This is a genomic window from Paeniglutamicibacter antarcticus (assembly GCF_039544305.1).
Classification (GTDB): Bacteria; Actinomycetota; Actinomycetes; order Actinomycetales; family Micrococcaceae; genus Paeniglutamicibacter; species Paeniglutamicibacter antarcticus_C.
Genome location: NZ_BAABLK010000027.1, coordinates 146298 through 165173 on the forward strand (window position 1 = coordinate 146298; position 18876 = coordinate 165173).

The window sequence follows — 18876 nt, forward strand, 5'->3', positions numbered from 1 at the left end:
AGGTTTCAGTAGTAGGAAAATCGACTCCCAAGGAGGAAAGTGGCACGCACCGAACGGCGCACGAATGCCGTTCCCTTGGCATTGGCAGGATCTGCGGGCATGCTGATGCCGTTGCAGGCATTGATCACCTCCCATGCCGCTGGGTTCCTCGGCGGCTATTTCGCCGCGGCATTGCTCAGCGCATTGACCTCGTTGGTGTGTCTTGCAGTCGCCAGTTTTGCCCTTCCAGGCGGCCGGGCGGGCTGGAAGAAGTTCGGTGCCGTGTGGCGGGAGCGACCCATTCCGCGCTGGTTCATGTTGGCCGGGCTGGTAGGTGCGTACTACATGGTTGCCCAAGCGATGAGCGTGAGCAACATCGGATTGGCACTCTTCGCCGTCGCCGTGGTCGGCGCCAGGACCCTGTCGAGCATCGTGATCGACGTGATCGGGTTCAGCCCGGCAGGCAAGCAGCCCATTACCCGCATCCGCATCCTGGGTGCGTCGCTGTTGGTCATCGGTGCAGTCATTGCAGCGTGGGGGACCGGGGCACGTTCTGCGGAATCGCCCCTGGCCTGGACTTCATTGTTGGTGGCCGTCGGCGCGGGACTCCTGGTGAGTTTCCAGCAGTCAATGAACGGGCGGGCCGGGCAGGCCTACGGATCAACCACCACCGCAACGGCAATCAACTACCTGGCCTCCACCGCCGGCCTGCTCGTGGCCATGGCGATCCTCTCGGTCCTGGAAATTGAGTCATTCGGTTTCACCAGCGTGCCGTTGTGGTGGATGTATTTGGCCGGACCGTTGGGAATCCTGTTCGTTGTCACCGGGGTCACCTTGGTTCCCAAGCTTGGTGCCCTGGTACTGGGCATCGGACTGGTCACCGGCCAGCTGGTCGGTTCGTTGGCCATGGACATGGTCCTCTCACCAGGGAAGGTCGGCGGAAACGAAATCATTGGAACAATGGTTACCCTGGTGGCGGTCTTGGTTGCCTCCTGGCAACCCAACGGTCGCCCACGATGGAAGGCCCGGCAATCAACATGAGTTCACCAGCGGCACATCCTCAGCGGAAGGAACGCTCGCTGGTACCGCTTTACCTGCTGTTGGCGGTGTTCGGAGGCCTGGCAATGCCGATCCAGAGCAGGATCAACAGTGCGCTGGGCACCGATCTGGGGGATCCCGTGGCGGCTTCGCTGGTCAGCTTCACCACCGGGTTGATCTTGCTGACGACGATTTCCTTGCTGCTGCCTCGGGCGCGGGCCGGGGTCATGTCCATTCCCAAGGCGGTGCGCGAAAAGCGTTTTCCGGTTTGGTACCTGGCTGCCGGCTTCGTCGGTGCGTTCGTGGTGATCTCGCAAACCTTGACGGTTCCGCTGCTGGGGGTGGCCCTGTTTACTGTTTCGATTGCAACAGGTCAAACTCTGGGATCGCTGCTGGTGGACAGTATTGGGTTCGGTCCCGGTGGCCGGCGACGCATCGGGTTCATTCGGGCGTTGGGTTCCGGTTTGACCATCGTGGGTGTGATTTGGGCGGTCAGCCCTCGGATGGGATCCTCCGTATCGGTAGGAACCTTGCTGTTGCTGATGGTGGTGCCATTGGTCGTGGGGTTCCTCATGGGATTCCAGGCAGCGATGAACGGCGTCCAGGCACAGGTCTATGGAACTCCGATAGCCGCGACGCTGATGAATTTTTTGGTTGGAGGGATCCTGCTCGCGATCCTGTTATTGGTTCGAATTCCCATCGTTGGTACGCCCGGGGCCTTGCCGTCCCAGTGGTGGTACTACCTGGGTGGTCCCCTGGGGTGCGTGTTCATCGGATTTTCCGCGTTTCTCGTCAAACACCTTGGGGTTCTGTTGACCGGCTTGGGAATGATCTGCGGGCAATTGGTTGGCTCGCTGCTTATCGACCTCATTGTGCCGGCACCCGGGACCGTGATCGCCGCGGCAACCGTCGCCGGGACGCTGCTTACCCTTGCCGCGATTGCCTTGGCCTCGATTTCCGGTAGCCGGTTCCTGCGCCTCCGGGCATAAGCCGGGAACGTGGCCGTAGCACGGGAATGCTCGCGGCTCCCAACAAAACCGGCCCGTATGCAGCGCCCCATCATGAGGCACGCGAAGCTGCCCGTGACGGGCAAGAGCCATGGCACGGTGTTGAGCGGTGCAAGTGCCGCATCGAGTTGCTTGATCCTAGGGTTTTGCTGAGGCCTCGGGGAAACGGAAACTCGGACTTCAGGAGGCAAACACGTTAGGCTTGGAAGGTATGTTTTCGCCCAACGGACCGCAACCAGCGGCCTCGTGAACCATTGGAGTTGTTATGGCGCCTCAGTCCAAGCTCGATCAAGTCATCTCCCTCGCCAAACGGCGCGGCTTCGTCTTCCAGGCCGGTGAAATCTACGGTGGTTCCCGTTCTGCATGGGACTACGGGCCACTGGGTACCGAGCTGAAGGAAAACATCAAACGCGAATGGTGGCAGACCTTCGTGCGCGGACGCGAAGACATGGTGGGCCTTGACTCCTCCATCATCTTGCCCAAGGCCGTCTGGGAAGCCTCCGGCCACGTCGAGACGTTCACCGACCCGCTGGTCGAGTGCACCTCCTGCCACAAGCGCCACCGCGAAGACCACCTCATCGAGGCGTTCGTCGCCAAGAAGAAGCGCCAGCCGGTCGACGGCATGAGCGAAATCGCCTGCCCGGACTGCGGCACCAAGGGTCAGTTCACCGAACCACAGCTCTTCTCCGGGCTGGTCAAAACGTTCCTGGGTCCGGTCGACACGGCCGCCGGCATGCATTTCATGCGCCCGGAAACCGCACAGGGCATCTTCGTGAACTTCAACAACGTGCTCACCGCTTCGCGTAAGAAGCCCCCGTTCGGAATCGGCCAGATCGGCAAGGCCTTCCGCAACGAGATCACCCCAGGGAATTTCATCTTCCGCACCCGTGAGTTCGAGCAGATGGAAATCGAGTTCTTCACTGCGCCGGAGGACGCCCCGGCGTTCTTCGACACGTGGGTCGAGGATTGCTGGGCGTGGTTCCTGGATCTTGGCATCAACGAGGAGAACCTGCGCCGCTTCGAGGTCCCGGATGACGAACGCGCGCACTACTCCGATGTCACCATCGACTTCGAGTACCGGTTCGGGTTCCAGGGCTCTGAGTGGGGAGAGCTGATGGGTGTTGCCAACCGCACCGACTTCGACCTCAAGGCCCACTCCAAGGCCTCGGGCACCGAGCTTAGCTACTTTAACCAGTCCACAGGGGAACGTTACACTCCCTACGTGATCGAGCCGTCCTTCGGCCTGACACGTTCGATGATGGCGTTCCTGGTCGATGCCTATGTCGAGGATGAAGCCCCGAATTCCAAGGGCGGAGTGGATAAGCGCACCGTACTCAAGCTCGACCCGCGCCTAGCCCCGGTCAAGGCCGCCGTGCTTCCGCTCTCGCGCAACGAGGAGCTCTCCCCGAAGGCCAAGGCTCTGGCCAACGAGCTGCGCAAGTCCTGGAACATCGACTTCGACGATGCCGGCGCCATTGGCCGTCGCTACCGCCGCCAGGATGAGATCGGCACCCCGTTCTGCATCACCGTGGACTTCGACACCCTCGATGACCAGGCAGTGACGATCCGTGACCGTGACACCATGAGCCAGGAACGGGTTGCGCTGGACAAGGTGCGCACCTACCTCTCCGAGCGTCTCAACGGAGCCTAGTCAGATGGTAACACTCGAATTCCGGCCCTGGGCCGACGGGGATGACCTGGCGTTGCTGGAGATCCTCGGTGACCCGGCGTCCCCGCACGCCCACCAGGATCGTACGATGTTCCGGGTCGACGCGGAGAAGCCCTTCAGCCGGGCATTGGTGGCCACGGACCAGGGCATCGCCGTTGCCGCAGGGGTCGTATTCGCTTCCACGCTGCACCCGAAGCGGTTGTGGCTGTATGTGGAAGTGGCGCGGGAGCACCGCCGCACCGGCGTGGGAACCGAAGTGGTGGCGCGCCTGCGCGCACTGGTTCCCGCCGGCCAGCCCGTGGAACTCAAGGCACGTTACACGCTGACGGCCGGAACCGATGCGGCCGCGGCTGCCGGGTTCTGTGCCTCGCTGGGCATGGAGAAGATCCAGGAAGCGCGTGACGTAATCGTTGAACCCGGCGGCTTGTTGCTGCCGGTCTTCGATGACGGGGGGCTGACCCTGGAAGACCTCGGGACAGGTAGCGTAGAGCTGACCCAGCTGGTGATCGAGTTCTACAACTCGATCCACGAATGGGATCCGGCGGCGATGACGCTGGGCAGTGCGCAGAAGATGCTCCTTAATGATGCCACCGGTGCCCAGGGCGTGATCGTGTTGCGCAACAAGCCCAAGGCCATGGGCGGGAAGATCCTTTCCTTTGCCATTAGCTACACCCCGGCGCGGGTTGATGCGCCAGCGGACGTGCTGCTGGGCTGGAATCCGCTCCTTGGCCGGGACGAGTCGGCCGAGCCAATCCGCGGGCTGCTGGCCATGCTCGCGCACGAGCACCCGGTGAAGCTGGAGGTCGACGGTTCGATGGTCGTCCTGTCCTCGTTGGTGGATGCGCTGGTGCGTGCGGAGCACGCTACGGTCATCGCGACCACGCATATCGTGGCAACCGCATAGTTCAGCGCAATATATCGCCGATGGCGTCGGATGCTCCCTGCAAGGGGGTGGATCCGACGCCATCGTTGCATGCAGGCTTCGCCAGGTTTCCGCCGATCTTCCGTGTGTACTTTCGTGAAGACGCCACGGCAGCGATCTGAGCGATAGCCATGCATGCGGTTCCTGCCAGAAGGCACGCGGTCCACACCGTTTTGCTCGATGTGCTTTCGACATCCATGCCGAAGAGCCCAATGAGGATCGAGGCGAAGGCAAACCACAGGACAGTGGTGGCCAGCAGGGGTTCGAGTTTTTGTCCGACCCCCGTTGGCCAAGCAAGTCCAACCGCTGTGGCGCAGACCAGCAGAGTCAAGACAAACGCGGCGTAGAGCCCCCGGTAAACAAAGCCCCCGGTGGAAAAGTCATTGATCGACCCAGCCTGCCGACCAAGAGGCCAAGGGCGATGAAGGGCGCGACTGCCATTACGAGTGCGCCCGCAAGTAACTTCATTTAAGGGGACATCCGCTTGGTGGCGAGCGCTTGCATCAACTCTCGCTTGCGTCGCAGATCCGGCACCGTTGTTTTTGCTCTTGGGGCCGGTTCCCGGAAGCCCCGCGGGGCCATGGCCAGGGATTCACGCGTTCCGCAGTCCGACGCTGCCTCCAGGGCGAGGCGGCGTCGGACCACGGTCACGGTCGATGGTTGTGATTGGATGCGCCACCCCAGGTCTTCTGCCACCGCGACTCTGGTTGCCGTAGATGAACGATGCCCCGGGTGGATCGGGGCGCGGCCCACCGGCAGGGGCTAAAGCTCGGCGGTGGCCTGGGCGCTGGCGAATGATCTTGTGTCACTCTATTGACACAAGGGACATCCGCTGCTTTCATGGTGTCAATGATACAAACGATTTAGTTAACATCTTGATGGCGAAAGGGGAGGAACACCATGGCGGCTTCCCCGGAACGAGCCGGATACGCGGATCGACCCACCCCGGGTCCCGGGTGCTGATGAACGTTTCTTTGAGCCGATCCCGATTGCCGGCTTCCTGATTTTTCCTTGATTCTCCGTCATCACCTGCCAGCGTCCGCACGCCAGGTGGCGGATGGCCTGTCGAGACAAATTCGACGGCAGCGGATAGCGGGTCCCCTCGGACCTTGGCACAAGGTGGATTGAATGATGCAAATCTTGACCAGCACGCTTCTTGGACTTATCGCGGCAACGATCGTGTTGGCAGCGCTTGTGTGGGTGCTCGTGCGATCCCTTCCGCGGACCCGCGGCCGGCTCCGGGCAGAGACGGCCCGTCTCGACGAACCCTCCCGCCGATCCGCGGCAACATTGCTCTCGGGTTGGGGTGGTGCCGGTGGATGGGCCCTTGCCGCCGGGATCGGCACCTATGTGGTGCTGCGCGTGACAGGTTTTTTCTGGCACCGGCGCATCATTGACGTGGCGTTGGATCCACTGGAAGAAGCCAACAACCAGTACGCCCACGACCAGCAGGCCTGCGAGATGCTCGCAACCTCGGGGGTGGCTGATTCCGAAGCCGCAACGGCGAAGTGCTTGGATGGGCTCATCGAAACTCCGACGGCGATATACAACGATGCCGCCCCCATGCTGCTGGGCATACTGGCTCCGGTTCTTGCGGCACTGGTGTCACTCGCGGTGCTGGCTTTGCTCCTCGCCAGACTGCGGAACCCCAAGATCGGGAATGGGGCGATGGTATCCGCAGGGCTGCGCCCGCGCGGCATCTTCAGTTTCGGGCCGCGCTGGGCACTGGCCATTCCGGCGCTCACCGCTCTGGTGCTCATCAGCTGGCTGGTGGTGACCGGCCTGTTCTCCAGCCGCGACGGATATGGCAGATATGCGATCCTCACGGTTGAACGCCATGTTTCCGTCTCCGATCCATCCGTGGGCAGGGTTCCACCGCTGACCCCAGCGCTCCAGATGGAAAGCTTCCCCGGATGGTATTACGGGGTACCGGTGGCGGCGACGGCCCTGGCAGTGCTCGTGCTGTCCCTGCTGTTGCTCCGAGCCCTGGCGAGGGCGCCGCGGAGCACCGAACGCCAACTGCTGGGGATCGATGACCTGGCCAGGACACTGAAGGCCAAGTTGGTCGCCGGCCTGGCCGGTGCCGGGCTCTTGGCCACCTTGGCCACCGTGGCAATCCTGAGCGGAGGAGCGATGCTCACCTTGGCGGGGGATGAGCGCATGGATGGCCCAAGCGTGGAGCATTTCTACCACGACACCATGCTCAGCGGGGTCTATGTGGTCATCTGCGCGATACTGTTCAGCATCATGGCGCTGCTCATGGTCGTGCTTGCCCTGGCCGCGGTGCTCGAACTATCCACTGCCCGCCGGCTTGCCGTGGCGGTGGCGCTCGGAGAGGAACCAGAGCCCGGCCCGCGGGTACGCCAAAGCCACTAGCGCCTGGGTAGCGAGGTGCGGTCTTCGAGACCCGGTGGGTGTCATCGGCCGGTGGAAAGCGGTTGGACCCGCGGTGGGCACCGAGAGTGCCCGCCGCGGCGCAGCCCAGCGAGCGCTGCGGTGCGCGCCTAGGGAACCCAGCCCAGTGCGGCCAAGCCCTTGAGCCGGATCACGGCCAGCTCAGTGCCTTCGGCGCCCTCGGCCTCCAGCGGGACCGAGAAGGGATCATCGCCCTCCAATATCAGGGCATCGAGCCGGCCCAAGTGGTGCCGGCCCTCGACCAGCAGTCCGGGGCCGCCGGAGAGCAGCACCATGACTTCCTGGAGTTCGCGCGTGAGTTCGGTACGGGCTCTGACATGGTGGATTTCCACCGATGGCACTGCCGCCTCGGGTGCGCTGCGGGCCACGACCTGCAGCGCCTTGCCATCGGCTAGCCGGAGTTCGCCGCTTGCCACCAGGGCCCCGTCGGGCTCCGCTGCCTGCGACCCTGCGTCCGGGGCCAGGCGCACGTCCCACTGCCAGCGTTCGCGGCCGTGGGTGTCGGGGGAGGCCGCGACCTCGGTCCCCTCGCCGGCCTGCGTACGGTGAGCGTTGGCGCGCAACAGCAGCCTCATGGCGCCGTGACCTTCTGGAGCGCGGCGGCCTTTGCCTCGGCGGCAAGCAACTGCTTCATCATCCGCCGGGCCTTGGCCACACCCGCGTCCTGGGCAATCAACACGTCGGGCAGGTTCGCTGGACGGGATTCCATCCTGATCTGCTGCAGGGCCAGCGCATCGGAATCCTCGGTCAGCACCCCGCCCAGGCTTTCGGTGAGCAGCTCGTTCAAGCCGGAATCGCCGACGGCGAAGTCACGGCAGAAGGCGTAGAAGTACCACGCGGTGTTTTCGGTGATGGGTGTGATGGCGTTGAGCACGCGCAACAGGTTCCCGTCCTCGCGCTTCCCGCCAACCTCGACAACGCCGGCGTGGATCACGTGCAGCGAGGGCAGCTGGAAGACCGTGGTGTGCCAGCGGTCCACCAGGGTCATGCCGGTCGCCTTCTCAAAAAGCGGGGAAGGGTGGCATTCTGGCATCCAGCGGTCCACCGAGACGGTGTTTCCGTCGACCTCGACGGTCACCCCGTTTTCGTACACGGCTTCGTCGCCGATGGTTGACTCGTGCAGGAAGCCCTCGTGGGTCAAATCCAAAAGGTTGTCGTGGATCAGGTCGGCGCTGCATTCAAAGACGCGCTCATGGGTGACCCGGTCCCACGCGGGGTCGGTCATCCAGTGGGTGTCGGGTACCTCGGTGGTTTCGGCCAACGCGGGATCGCCCATCCAGATCCATACCCAGCGGTGGGCTTCCGCCACGGGGTAGGACTTGACCACGGCGCGTTCGGGGATGCGGGCCTGGGCTGGGACCTTGACGCAGACCCCGGCGCAGTTGTATTCGAAGCCGTGGTAGCCGCACTGGATGTTGTCCCCGACGATCCTGCCTTCGGAGAGTGGATAGGCGCGGTGCGCGCAGCGGTCGTCCAGGACGGCGATCGAGCCGTCCTTCTTGCGAAAGAGGACCATGTCCTCGCCCAGCGCGGTGCGCTTGAGCGGCTCGCGGGTGACTTCCTCGGACAGTGCGATGACATACCAGGCATTGCGGACGTACATGTGTTTTCTCCTTTAGCGGTGGTCGCATGTTTCAAGATGGTTCACGGGAAGGACGTGGTGCAGGGCCTCGGCCAGCAGGGCCAGCCCGGCCTCGGTGGGAACGGAAATGCGCACGGTCCCCGGTGCTCCCAGGGCGGAGCCCGGACGGACCGATACCCCGTGGGCCCGCAGGCCGGCAACGAATCCGGCTTCGTCGGGAACCGGGACCAGCACGAAGTTCGCGTGGGACTCCACGGCGTGGAGCTGGTGGGCGGCCAACAGCCGGCACAGCTCGTTACGCACCCGCAGCGTGTGCTCTCGCACGGCATCTCGGTGTCCGGTGTCTTCCAGTGCGTTGAGCGCCGCGGCCTGGGCTAACGTCCCCACGGAGAAGGGCGCCCGGACCTTGCGCAGCGCGGCGATGACTTCCTTCGCGGCCACCAGGTAGCCGATCCGCAATCCGGCCAGGCCGTGGATCTTGGAGAAGGTGCGCAGCACCGCGACGCGGCCGGAAGCGACCAAGGGGATCGCGGTCATTGCCTCCGGATCTTCGGTGAAGTCGATGTAGGCCTCGTCCACGACGACCAGCGAGGCGGCGTCTGACTCGGCGAATGCCCGAATCTCCTGAAGGGACCTGACGGTTCCGGTCGGGTTGTGCGGATTTACGACGTAGGCGATGTCGGCCCGTACGCGGGCCATCGCGGCCAGGTCATGCTTCCACTGGGCAAGGGGGACGCGGGTGACGCGGGCATTGACCGACGCCGCGGAGATCGCATCGATCTGGTAGGCAGGCTCGGCGCACACGGCGTGCCCGCCCTGGGCCAGGAACGCGGTGGACAGTAGGAAGATCAGTTCGTCGGATCCGTTGCCCACCAGGATCTGGTCGGGGTGGACCCCGTGCAGCGAAGCCAGTTTGCTGCACAGCTCCCCGGCCAGCGGATCTGGATAGCGGTGCAAACGGGATACGGCGTCGGCCAGCGCCGCGCCCAACCGTGGGCTTGCCCCGAGCGGGGACTCGTTCGAGGCCATGGAGCCATCCTCGGAACCGGAAGCGGCTCCGGGCCGGTAGGACTGGATGTCATTCACCCAGGGGCGGGGTGCGATGCTCATGCTTGGTGCTCCTTCGGCTGCGGGATTGGGTCTCGGCGGCGTGCCGTGGGGATGGGGGAAGGGATGTCCTGTCGACCAGCACGGGTTCACATATGTGAATGAAGTGCATGTATGTGAACACGGTAGAAGCTGTGTGAGCCACTGTCAACAGGCAGCTCCGGGTCCGTGACGAAGGTTGGACTTATAAGAATCAAGGCATTGACAGTGAGCTGGAGCACACCTAATGTAATTCGACATACGGTACACCGTTCGCATATACGAATAGTTTCTAGACTTTTTCGCTCCGACCAGAGGACAAAAAATGCGTACCATCCCGAAATCTTCCCGCAGGACAGCATTGTTCGCCCTCCCCTTGGTTGCAGGCCTGCTGCTTGCCGGATGCTCAGCATCCGACGCCCCGGCCGAACCTGCCAAGGCAGCAGCCGTGGATGACTCCGCCCCGCTGTATTCCCAGCTCCCCGAAGCGATCAAGAAGGCCGGGACCATCCAGATCGGGTCCGCCATCGACTACCCGCCCTTCGAGTTTTACGAGGAAAACGGCGATCTGGCCGGGTTCGAGGTCGATCTGTCCAAGGAACTGGAAAAGCAGCTCGGGGTTCCGTTCACCTGGAACAACGCAAGCTTCGACACTTTGCTGCCGGCCTTGACCACCAAACGCTACGACGTGATCTTCGGTGCCACCAATGACACCAAGGACCGTGAAGAGAGCTTCGACATGGTCTCCTACCTGCAATCCTCCCAGGGCCTGGTGTCCAAGGCCGGGGTCGATACGGGAATCGCCACGGAGGACGACATGTGCGGCAAGGCCATTGCCGCGGTCCGCGGCGGGATCCAGCCGCAGTACCTGGAGGAGCGCTCCAAGGAATGCGTCTCCGATGGGCTGAAGCCCATCGAGGTGCTGACCTTTGACGGCAACTCCCAGGAACAGCTGGCCGTGAAGCAGGGCCGCGCGGTGGCGATGCTGGAGAACTACCCGACGGCCGCCTACTTCGCGAAGAACTCTGAAGGCTCCCTCGAGGTCGTCCCGGACTTCCAGGTCGAAAAGCGCTTCTTCTCGATGGTTGTCAGCAAGGAACAGACACAGCTGCGCGACGCACTGCGCGAGGGCTGGCAGGCGATCATCGACGATGGCTCCTACGACAAGATCCTCCAGGAGTGGGAACTGGACGCGATCGGTATCAAGACCTCCGTCGTGAACCCGGTGACCGCAGGCATCGAACCGTAGCCAATGACGATCCGACCGCCGGAAAAGATCAAGGAAACGGAGCACAGCGTGCTTGAGAATACAGCCGAAACGGAGCAGGCCCGGCCGTTGCCAGCGGAAGAGGCCAAGAAATACACGGTCGTCCCGCTGCGCTATCCATGGCGCTGGGTCACCGCAGCCCTGGTCCTGGTCGTGTTGGGATTCGTCGCAAAGGCCTTCCTGGCCGCCGACATCAACTACGACGTGGTCATCAAATACCTGACCAACGCCGGGATCCTGACCGGGGTGCGCAACACCTTGGTGCTCCTGCTGGCCTCCATGACCCTGGGAATGGTGCTGGGTGTCCTGGCGGCCGTCATGCGCCAGTCGCCGAACCCGGTGCTGCGCTGGGTGGCCGGGGGATACATCTGGCTCTTCCGCGGCACCCCGCTGCTGGTGCAGCTGCTGATCTGGTTCAACCTCTCGATCATCTTCGAGTCCTTCACCATCCCCGGGCTGGTCTCGATCCCGATGAACACCTTGATGACCCCGTTCGTTGCCGCGCTTCTGGGGCTGGGCATCAACGAGGGGGCCTACATCTCGGAGATCGTCCGCGGCGGCATCCTCGCGGTGGACCACGGACAGCGCGAGGCGGCCTCGGCCATCGGGATGTCACGCGCCAAGACGATGCGCCGGATCGTGCTTCCCCAGGCGATGCGGGTCATCGTCCCGCCGCTGGGCAACGAGTTCATCTCCTGCCTGAAATTCACCTCGCTGGCATACACCATTTCCTACAGCGAACTGCTGCACTCGGCCAACAAGATCTACACCGCGAACTTCAAGGTCATCGAGCTGCTGTTCACCGCGGCAATCTGGTACATCGCACTGACCACGATCTTCAGCTTCTTCCAGCAGCTGCTCGAAGACCGTTTGAGCCGCGGGGTACCCGGGGCCCGGGTTGGATTCATCCAGCGGCTGCGCCGAAACCTATCCCTCAGGAGGGCATCATGAGCACAGACGTCATCGTCCGTGCCGAACAGGTCACCAAGTCCTTCGGGGACCTGCACATCCTCAACGGCATCGACCTGCAGGTCTCCCGCGGCGAGGTGCTATGCATCATCGGGCCATCGGGCTCGGGAAAATCCACGTTCCTGCGCTGCATCAACCACCTGGAGAAGATCGACGGAGGACGCCTGATCGTCAACGGGTCCCTGGTGGGCTACCGCGAGGTCGGGGAAAAGCTCTACGAGTTGCCCGACCGGGCGGTGTGCGCCGAACGCTCGAACATCGGCATGGTCTTCCAGCACTTCAACCTGTTCGCCCACATGACCGCACTGGAAAACGTGATCGAGGGTCCGATCCAGGTCAAGGGCGTGGGAAAAAAGACGGCGATCAAGCAGGGCCTGGCGCTGCTGGAACGGGTCGGGCTGGGCCATCGCGCCCATGCCTACCCACGCTCGATGTCCGGCGGGCAGCAGCAACGCGTTGCCATTGCCCGGGCACTGGCGATGGAACCCAAGCTCATGCTCTTCGACGAGCCGACCTCTGCGTTGGACCCGGAACTGGTCGGAGAGGTCCTCGATGTCATGAAGGACCTCGCCAGGTCGGGGATGACCATGGTGGTGGTGACCCACGAGATGGGTTTTGCCCGCGAGGTGGCCGACGGAATAGTCTTCATTGATCAGGGCCGCGTCCTTGAAGCGGGACTTCCGGAGCAAGTGCTCGGAAATCCCCGGGAAGAACGCACCAAGGCGTTCCTCAGCGCGGTCCTTTAAAACAGGAAAACAGGAAGCAGCCATGAGCACATCGGTTATACGGGCCATGCGGATACTGGAGTTGCTCTCCGAAGCAGGGCGTCCCATGACGCTCACTGCCCTCTCGGACGATCTTGAAATTCCCAAGAGCACCGCCCACTCCATCCTCAAGTCCCTGACCGGCCGCGGTTTCCTGGATGTGGACGAGTACCAGGCATACACGGTCGGGCTTAAGGCATTCGAGGTCGGAGCCTCCCACCTTCGCTCCACCAATGCAGTGGAGGTGGTGATCCCGCAACTTGTCGAACTGACGCGTGAGCTGGGGATCACCTCCCACTACGCCATCCTGGACGGAGCCGACGCCGTGTACCTGTGCAAGGAGGACCCGCCGGGGCTGGGCCTGAAACTGGCCAGCTCGGTGGGTGCCCGGCTGCCGGCGCACACCACTGCGGTGGGCAAGGCGGCCCTTGCCTCGCTGCCCGAGACCAGTCAGGCCGGATTCCTGGCAGCCATTGCCGGCAGGAAGGACGGGCGGGGGGCCATGGAGAAGCTGCACCGCGAGCTCGCCGGGGTACGGGAACGAGGATACAGTTCCGATGACGGCGACACCGCCCAGGGCGTGCGTTGCGTTGCCGCCCCGGTCACCTACCCCTCCGGGCCCCCGGGCTCCATCGGAGTGAGCTACCTGATGGGATCGGGACTCGAGGACCGGATGGTCATTGACGGTGTCATGCAGGCAGCGCTGAGAGCAAGCGAGGTCCTGGGACACCGGTCCTAGGATCTTTGGCGGAACACGGGTGCCGGTGTGCGCAACGAGGAGCGAACCGGAACCCACAAGAACCATCCAATGAAAGGGCAGTGAACACCATGAATGGTAGAATCATCTGCGACCGGTACCCCACAGGCCGGATCGCGGCATGAAGCTCACCGACGCCCTGGGGCTGGTGGCCCCCCGGTTGCCGCACGGAACGCGGAGCCAGCGCCGGCTGCAATCCTGCTACACGGTCGCGGATTTGCGCGGGGCGGCCCGCAGACGGCTCCCGCGCTCGGTATTCGACTACGTCGACGGCGGAGCGGACCAGGAACTGTCCTTGGCCGCCAATCCATCGGCCTTCTCCGCCTACCGATACAGCCCCAGGCTCATGCGGGACGTTTCGAACCCCGACACCACCGGCACATTCCTCGGCCGGCCCGCAGCACTTCCGCTGGGGCTGGCACCCACCGGATACACCCGGATGATGCACCCGGCGGGCGAACCTGCAGTGGGACGGGCGGCACGCGCCGGACAGATACCCTATGTGCTCTCCACCATGGCCAGCACCTCGATCGAGGACCTTGCCCGGGCCACCGGGGACGGGGCGGATTCATGGTTCCAGCTCTATGTCTGGAAGGACCGCGAGCTGACCCACTCGATGATCCGGCGTGCCCAAAACAGCGGTTACCGGGTCCTTGAAGTCGCGGTGGACACCGCGGTGTCGGGAAACCGGATCCGGGACAGGCGCAACGGACTGACTATTCCCCCTGCCCTGTCGCTGGGCAGCCTGCTGGACATCGCCTCGAAGCCCAACTACTGGATGGGCATGCTGCGCGGGGAGAAACTCGAGTTCGCCAACGTGCCCTCCGGCGGCTCCGGCTCCGGAAGCACCATCGCGGGGATCTCCGAGCAGTTCGACCCCTCGGTCGATTGGGACGACCTGGCCCGGATCCGCGAAATCTGGGAAGGCCCGATGGTGCTCAAGGGGCCGCTGGGACCGCAAGATGCCCTACACGCCCGAGGCCTCGGGATCGACGGGGTCCACCTTTCCAACCACGGGGGCCGCCAGCTCGACCGCACGCTTGCCCCGGTGGAGCTGATCGCCCCGGTCCGCGCTGCGGTCGGGGAAGAGTTCGGCCTCTTCGTGGACTCCGGGATACGCCACGGATCGGACATCGCCACCGCCATCGCGCTGGGCGCCGACGCGGCCTTCGTGGGCCGGCCCTACCTCTGGGCGCTGGCGGCCGGGGGCGAAGCGGGCGTCGGGCACCTCATAGGGATGCTTAGCGCCGAATTCACCCGTACACTGCAACTGCTCGGTGTGCGCTCGGTTCACGAGCTGCGCGCACTGGGCCCCGAACTGCTGAACCGGCAGAACACCGCCGCGACCGGCCCGGTGCGGCGAACCGCATCCAACACCTAAGGAAGAACACCCAGATGGACATCGTAGAACAACTCACCCGCGCCCTGCCCGGCATCGTGCGGACCGATGCCGCGTCACTGGAGGCATGCCGCACCGACCGCTCCGGACACCTCTCATCGGGCCGCCCGCTGGCACTGATCGAGGCCCGCAGCATCGAGGACGTCCAGACTGTCTGCCGGCTGGCCACCGCCACGGCCACGCCAGTGGTCTCCCGTGGTGCCGGAACCGGGCTCTCCGGCGGCGGCATCGCCGGGAGTGGGGAAATTGTGCTCTCCACGGTGAACATGACAGCGATCCTGGAGGTCTCGGTCGCCAACCAGCTGGCCGTGGTCCAGCCGGGGATATTCAACGGGGACCTGAACCGGGCGCTCGACGAGCACGGCATGTGGTGGGCACCGGATCCGGCATCCAAGGAGATCTCCACCGTTGGCGGGAACATCGCCATGAACGCCGGGGGACTGCTGTGCGCCAAGTACGGGGTTACCCGCGAAGCGGTCCTGGCGCTGAAGGTTGTCTTGGCCGACGGACGGCTGATCTCCGTGGGCCACCGCACGGTCAAGGGCGTGACCGGCTATGACCTGTGTGCGTTGATGATCGGTTCCGAGGGCACCCTGGGCATCATCGTGGAGGCTACCCTGAAACTTCGCCCGCTGGTTGCCGGGAGCGTGTCGACCATTGCCGCCTACCTGGACAGCGTGGACACCGGTGCGGGAATTGCCGCGAAGATCAGTGCCGCCGGGCTGCAGCCGGCCCTGATGGAACTGCTCGATGCGCGTTCCCTGGAATTCCTGGGCAACTACACGGGGCAGGACCTGCGGGCCCGTGGCAATGCCTACCTGCTGATCCAATGCGACGGCGCGGCAGCCCAGGCGGAAGCCGCGGCCATGATGGAGATCATCCATGCCACCGGGGCAAAAGCGGAAAGCACCACTGACGAGGAAACCGCCAACCAGTGGGTGGAGGTCCGCCGCCAGGTGTTTCCCTCGCTGGAAGCGGCCGGAACGCTTTTGGTCGAAGACGTCGCCGTACCGCGCGATGCGATGACGGCAATGTTCGACAAGGTCGCGCAGGTGGAGGACAAGTATGGCCTGATGATCCCCACCAGCGCGCACGCCGGTGACGGGAACCTGCACCCCAGCTTCGTCTTCCAGGGCGCAGAGGTGCCCGAGGAGATCTGGGAAGCTGCCGGCGAACTGTTCACCTACGCACTGGAACTGGGTGGAACCCTCACCGGGGAGCACGGCATCGGCCTGCTGAAAAAGCGCTGGCTCGGCGACGAGCTGGGCGAAACGCAGCTTCTGCTCCAACGGCAGATCAAGGCGGTCTTCGATCCCGACGGGCTGCTGAACCCGGGTAAGGTCCTGGACCCGCTGGGGCAGGGCGGGCCTGCACACTAGGGCCACGGCAGACCCCGGCGCCCGGGATCATGCACGGGACAAACACTCCACTTGGGCGCCGAACCGTGGCGGGCGGGGTGCCGGGAAAGCGCGGTGATGGTTCTCATGGTGAACGATTTGTCAATGTTTGAGACAATGGGCGGGTGACCCTTACCGTACCCGCCCCCGAAGAATCCGCCCACGCGCCGGCACGCCTCGAGCTGCCCCCATTGAAACTGGGCAGGCACACCATCGACACCCCGGTGATCCTTGCCCCGATGGCCGGCATCACCAACAAGGCCTTCCGACGGCTCTGCCGCGAATACGGGGGAGGGGTGTATGTCACCGAGATGGTCACCTCCCGCGCCTTGGTGGAACGCAACGCCGAGTCCATGCGCATCATCTCCCACGATGCCGACGAATCCCTGCGCTCCATCCAGCTCTACGGCGTGGACCCCAAGACCGTCGGTGCCGCGGTGCGCCTGATCGTCGAGGAAGACCGCGCCGACCACATCGATTTGAACTTCGGCTGCCCGGTGCCCAAGGTCACCCGCAAGGGCGGGGGAGCGGCGCTTCCCTGGAAGACCGATCTGTTCACCTCCATCATCAAGGCGGCCACCACCGAGGCCGCCCGCGGGGACGTGCCGCTGACCATCAAGATGCGCAAGGGCATCAACGAGGACCACCTCACCTACATCGAATCGGGCAGGATCGCCCGCGACCACGGCGTCGCCGCCGTGGCCCTGCACGGGCGCACCGCCAGCCAGTACTACTCCGGCAAGGCCGATTGGTCCGCGATCGCGAACCTGCGCGAGGCTCTGCCGGACATGCCGGTGCTGGGCAACGGGGATATCTGGAGCGCCGAGGACGCGGTGGCGATGGTGAAGCAGACCGGTGTCGACGGAATCGTCGTGGGCCGAGGCTGCATGGGCCGCCCGTGGCTCTTCGGTGACCTGCAGGCAGCCTTCGAAGGCACCTCCACGCGCTTCACCCCCGGCTTGGGAAAGGTCGCCGAAACCGTTTACCGGCATGCAGAGCTGCTCACTGAGTACTTCGAGGACGAGGCCAAGGGGCTGCGCGACATCCGCAAGCACATGGCCTGGTACTTCAAGGGCTACCCGGTCGGCAGTGACATCCGCTCCGCCTTGGCCCAGGTTCCCAGCCTCGAGGTGCTGCGCGAACTGCTCGAGCAGCTCGACCATTCGATGCCCTACCCGGGCAAGGACGCCGAGGGCCAGCGCGGACGGGCCGGATCCCCGAAGAAGACCCACCTGCCCGACGGGTGGCTGGCCACCCGCGAAATGGACGAGAAGCACAAGGCCATGATCTCCGCGGCCGAACTAGATATTTCCGGCGGTTAAGGAGCCACATGACCCAGATAGCCGGATACAGCGCCCACGATCAGGAACGCTGGGCGCCCGAACCGCCCAAGAAGGCCTACCGCACGGCCTTTGAGCGAGACCGTGCCCGGGTACTGCACTCCTCGGCGCTGCGCCGGCTCGGGGCCAAGACCCAGGTAGTGGCTCCGTCCTCCGACGACTTCGTGCGCACCAGGCTCACCCACTCCCTGGAAGTGGCCCAGGTGGGCCGCGAACTAGGAGCCACCCTAGGTTGCGACCCGGATGTCGTGGACACCGCCTGTCTCGCCCACGACCTGGGCCACCCGCCATTCGGGCACAACGGGGAGACCGCGCTCAACGAGCTGGCCAAGGGCATCGGCGGTTTCGAAGGCAACGCCCAGACCCTGCGCCTGCTCACCCGGATCGAGACCAAGACCTTCAGGCACACCGGAGCCTCAGCCGGATTGAACCTCACCAGGGCATCGCTGGACGCCGCCTGCAAGTACCCCTGGCTGCGCGAGGATGCCCCGGAACGCAACGGGAAGAAGACCTCCAAGTTCGGCGTGTACATCGATGACGCACCGGTCTTTCACTGGCTGCGTGCAGGTTCCGGAGCCGAGGCCAGGCAAACCTGCATCGAAGCCCAGGTCATGGACCTGGCAGATGACATCTCCTACTCCGTGCACGATGTGGAAGATGCAATGAACGCTTCACGTTTCCAGTTGCGTTGGATCAAGGACCCCGAGCAGCGCGCCCGCGTCATTGCCTTCACCAAGCAGTGGTACCTGCCCCAGGTCCAGGAAGACGTCATCGATGCCGCATTCGCCCGGCTGGAGGCGACCAGCGAATGGGTGCCGCATGCCGATGGATCACGCCGCTCGATGGCTGCCTTGAAGGACATGACCAGTCAGTTCATCGGGCGGTTCTGCCAGTCCGCCATCGACGCCACGCGCGAGCAGTTCGGCCCCGGGGCATTGACACGCTTCAACGCCGCACTCATCGTCCCCGAATCCACCGAGCACGAGATCGCCGCGATGAAGGGCCTGGCCACCGCGTATGTGATGACCAGCGAGGAACGCCAACCCATCTACAGGCGGCAACGCGACACCCTCACCGAGCTGGTGGGGTTGCTTGAGGGCACCGGGGAAAAATACCTCGAACCGCTCTTCGCCGCCGACTGGCGCGACGCGGGCGACGACGACGCCCGCCTGCGTACCGTCATCGACCAGGTGGCCTCGCTCACCGATGCCTCGGCCATCGAATGGCACGCCACCCTGGTGCTGGGCAAGAGCTACAACGAGCGTCTCTTCTAGCTCCGCAAGGC

At 64.3% G+C, this 18876-nt stretch carries 17 protein-coding genes; 13 read left to right on the forward strand and 4 right to left on the reverse strand.

The window, feature by feature from the left end; translation table 11 throughout:
- Nucleotides 1-39 precede the first annotated feature (39 nt).
- The 4 genes from ABEA12_RS08515 to ABEA12_RS08530 all read left to right on the forward strand — a co-directional run bounded on the left by ABEA12_RS08515 (nt 40) and on the right by ABEA12_RS08530 (nt 4597).
- Nucleotides 40-1020 (forward strand): DMT family transporter, encoded by a 981-nt coding sequence (locus ABEA12_RS08515; protein WP_210101578.1) that lies wholly within the window; start codon nt 40-42, stop codon nt 1018-1020.
- The gene (locus ABEA12_RS08520; protein ID WP_210101577.1) at nt 1017-2006 is read left to right on the forward strand and encodes a DMT family transporter; all 990 of its coding nucleotides are present in this window, start codon (nt 1017-1019) and stop codon (nt 2004-2006) included. The genes ABEA12_RS08515 and ABEA12_RS08520 overlap by 4 nt, the downstream gene beginning before the upstream one ends.
- A 283-nt stretch (nt 2007-2289) precedes the next feature.
- On the forward strand, nt 2290-3675 hold the full coding sequence (locus tag ABEA12_RS08525; protein WP_210101576.1) for a glycine--tRNA ligase: 1386 nt from the start codon (nt 2290-2292) through the stop codon (nt 3673-3675).
- A 4-nt stretch (nt 3676-3679) separates the two neighbouring features.
- Nucleotides 3680-4597: a GNAT family N-acetyltransferase gene (locus ABEA12_RS08530; protein ID WP_210101575.1), complete on the forward strand. Its 918-nt coding sequence runs from the start codon at nt 3680-3682 to the stop codon at nt 4595-4597.
- A gap of 1 nt (nt 4598) precedes the next feature.
- Here ABEA12_RS08530 and ABEA12_RS08535 read toward each other — a convergent pair whose 3' ends face one another.
- Nucleotides 4599-4748, reverse strand: a complete 150-nt coding sequence (locus ABEA12_RS08535; protein ID WP_210101574.1) for a hypothetical protein — start codon at nt 4746-4748, stop codon at nt 4599-4601.
- A 995-nt stretch (nt 4749-5743) separates the two neighbouring features.
- Between ABEA12_RS08535 and ABEA12_RS08540 the strand changes: the two genes are divergently transcribed.
- Nucleotides 5744-6991: a hypothetical protein gene (locus ABEA12_RS08540; RefSeq protein ID WP_210101573.1), complete on the forward strand. Its 1248-nt coding sequence runs from the start codon at nt 5744-5746 to the stop codon at nt 6989-6991.
- Between the two features lie 128 nt (nt 6992-7119).
- On the opposite strand, the gene ABEA12_RS08545 is transcribed toward ABEA12_RS08540, so the two are convergent.
- The 3 genes from ABEA12_RS08545 to ABEA12_RS08555 are packed head-to-tail and all read right to left on the reverse strand — an operon-like array spanning nt 7120 to nt 9722.
- Nucleotides 7120-7605, reverse strand: coding sequence for a hypothetical protein (locus ABEA12_RS08545; protein ID WP_210101572.1), 486 nt, complete (start codon nt 7603-7605; stop codon nt 7120-7122).
- Nucleotides 7602-8633: a Rieske 2Fe-2S domain-containing protein gene (locus tag ABEA12_RS08550; RefSeq protein WP_210101571.1), complete on the reverse strand. Its 1032-nt coding sequence runs from the start codon at nt 8631-8633 to the stop codon at nt 7602-7604. The genes ABEA12_RS08545 and ABEA12_RS08550 overlap by 4 nt, the downstream gene beginning before the upstream one ends.
- A gap of 12 nt (nt 8634-8645) precedes the next feature.
- Nucleotides 8646-9722, reverse strand: coding sequence for a pyridoxal phosphate-dependent aminotransferase (locus tag ABEA12_RS08555; RefSeq protein WP_210101570.1), 1077 nt, complete (start codon nt 9720-9722; stop codon nt 8646-8648).
- Between the two features lie 301 nt (nt 9723-10023).
- Between ABEA12_RS08555 and ABEA12_RS08560 the strand changes: the two genes are divergently transcribed.
- The 8 genes from ABEA12_RS08560 (at nt 10024) to ABEA12_RS08595 (ending at nt 18865) form a co-directional block, all read left to right on the forward strand.
- On the forward strand, nt 10024-10947 hold the full coding sequence (locus tag ABEA12_RS08560) for an ABC transporter substrate-binding protein (RefSeq protein ID WP_210101569.1): 924 nt from the start codon (nt 10024-10026) through the stop codon (nt 10945-10947).
- Nucleotides 10948-10995: 48 nt separating this feature from the next.
- Nucleotides 10996-11916 (forward strand): amino acid ABC transporter permease, encoded by a 921-nt coding sequence (locus tag ABEA12_RS08565; protein WP_345467630.1) that lies wholly within the window; start codon nt 10996-10998, stop codon nt 11914-11916.
- A complete protein-coding gene (locus ABEA12_RS08570) occupies nt 11913-12680 on the forward strand; it encodes an amino acid ABC transporter ATP-binding protein (protein ID WP_345467633.1) in 768 nt (255 codons plus the stop codon). The genes ABEA12_RS08565 and ABEA12_RS08570 overlap by 4 nt, the downstream gene beginning before the upstream one ends.
- 22 nt (nt 12681-12702) lie before the next feature.
- Nucleotides 12703-13437: an IclR family transcriptional regulator gene (locus ABEA12_RS08575; RefSeq protein WP_210101567.1), complete on the forward strand. Its 735-nt coding sequence runs from the start codon at nt 12703-12705 to the stop codon at nt 13435-13437.
- 139 nt (nt 13438-13576) lie between these two features.
- Nucleotides 13577-14836, forward strand: coding sequence for an alpha-hydroxy acid oxidase (locus ABEA12_RS08580; protein ID WP_210101566.1), 1260 nt, complete (start codon nt 13577-13579; stop codon nt 14834-14836).
- A gap of 14 nt (nt 14837-14850) precedes the next feature.
- Entirely contained in the window at nt 14851-16233 is a 1383-nt protein-coding gene (locus tag ABEA12_RS08585; RefSeq protein ID WP_210101565.1) for an FAD-binding oxidoreductase, read from the forward strand.
- Between the two features lie 143 nt (nt 16234-16376).
- On the forward strand, nt 16377-17573 hold the full coding sequence (gene dusB, locus ABEA12_RS08590; RefSeq protein WP_210101564.1) for a tRNA dihydrouridine synthase DusB: 1197 nt from the start codon (nt 16377-16379) through the stop codon (nt 17571-17573).
- Nucleotides 17574-17581: 8 nt separating this feature from the next.
- Entirely contained in the window at nt 17582-18865 is a 1284-nt protein-coding gene (locus tag ABEA12_RS08595; protein ID WP_210101563.1) for a deoxyguanosinetriphosphate triphosphohydrolase, read from the forward strand.
- Nucleotides 18866-18876: the final 11 nt, after the last annotated feature.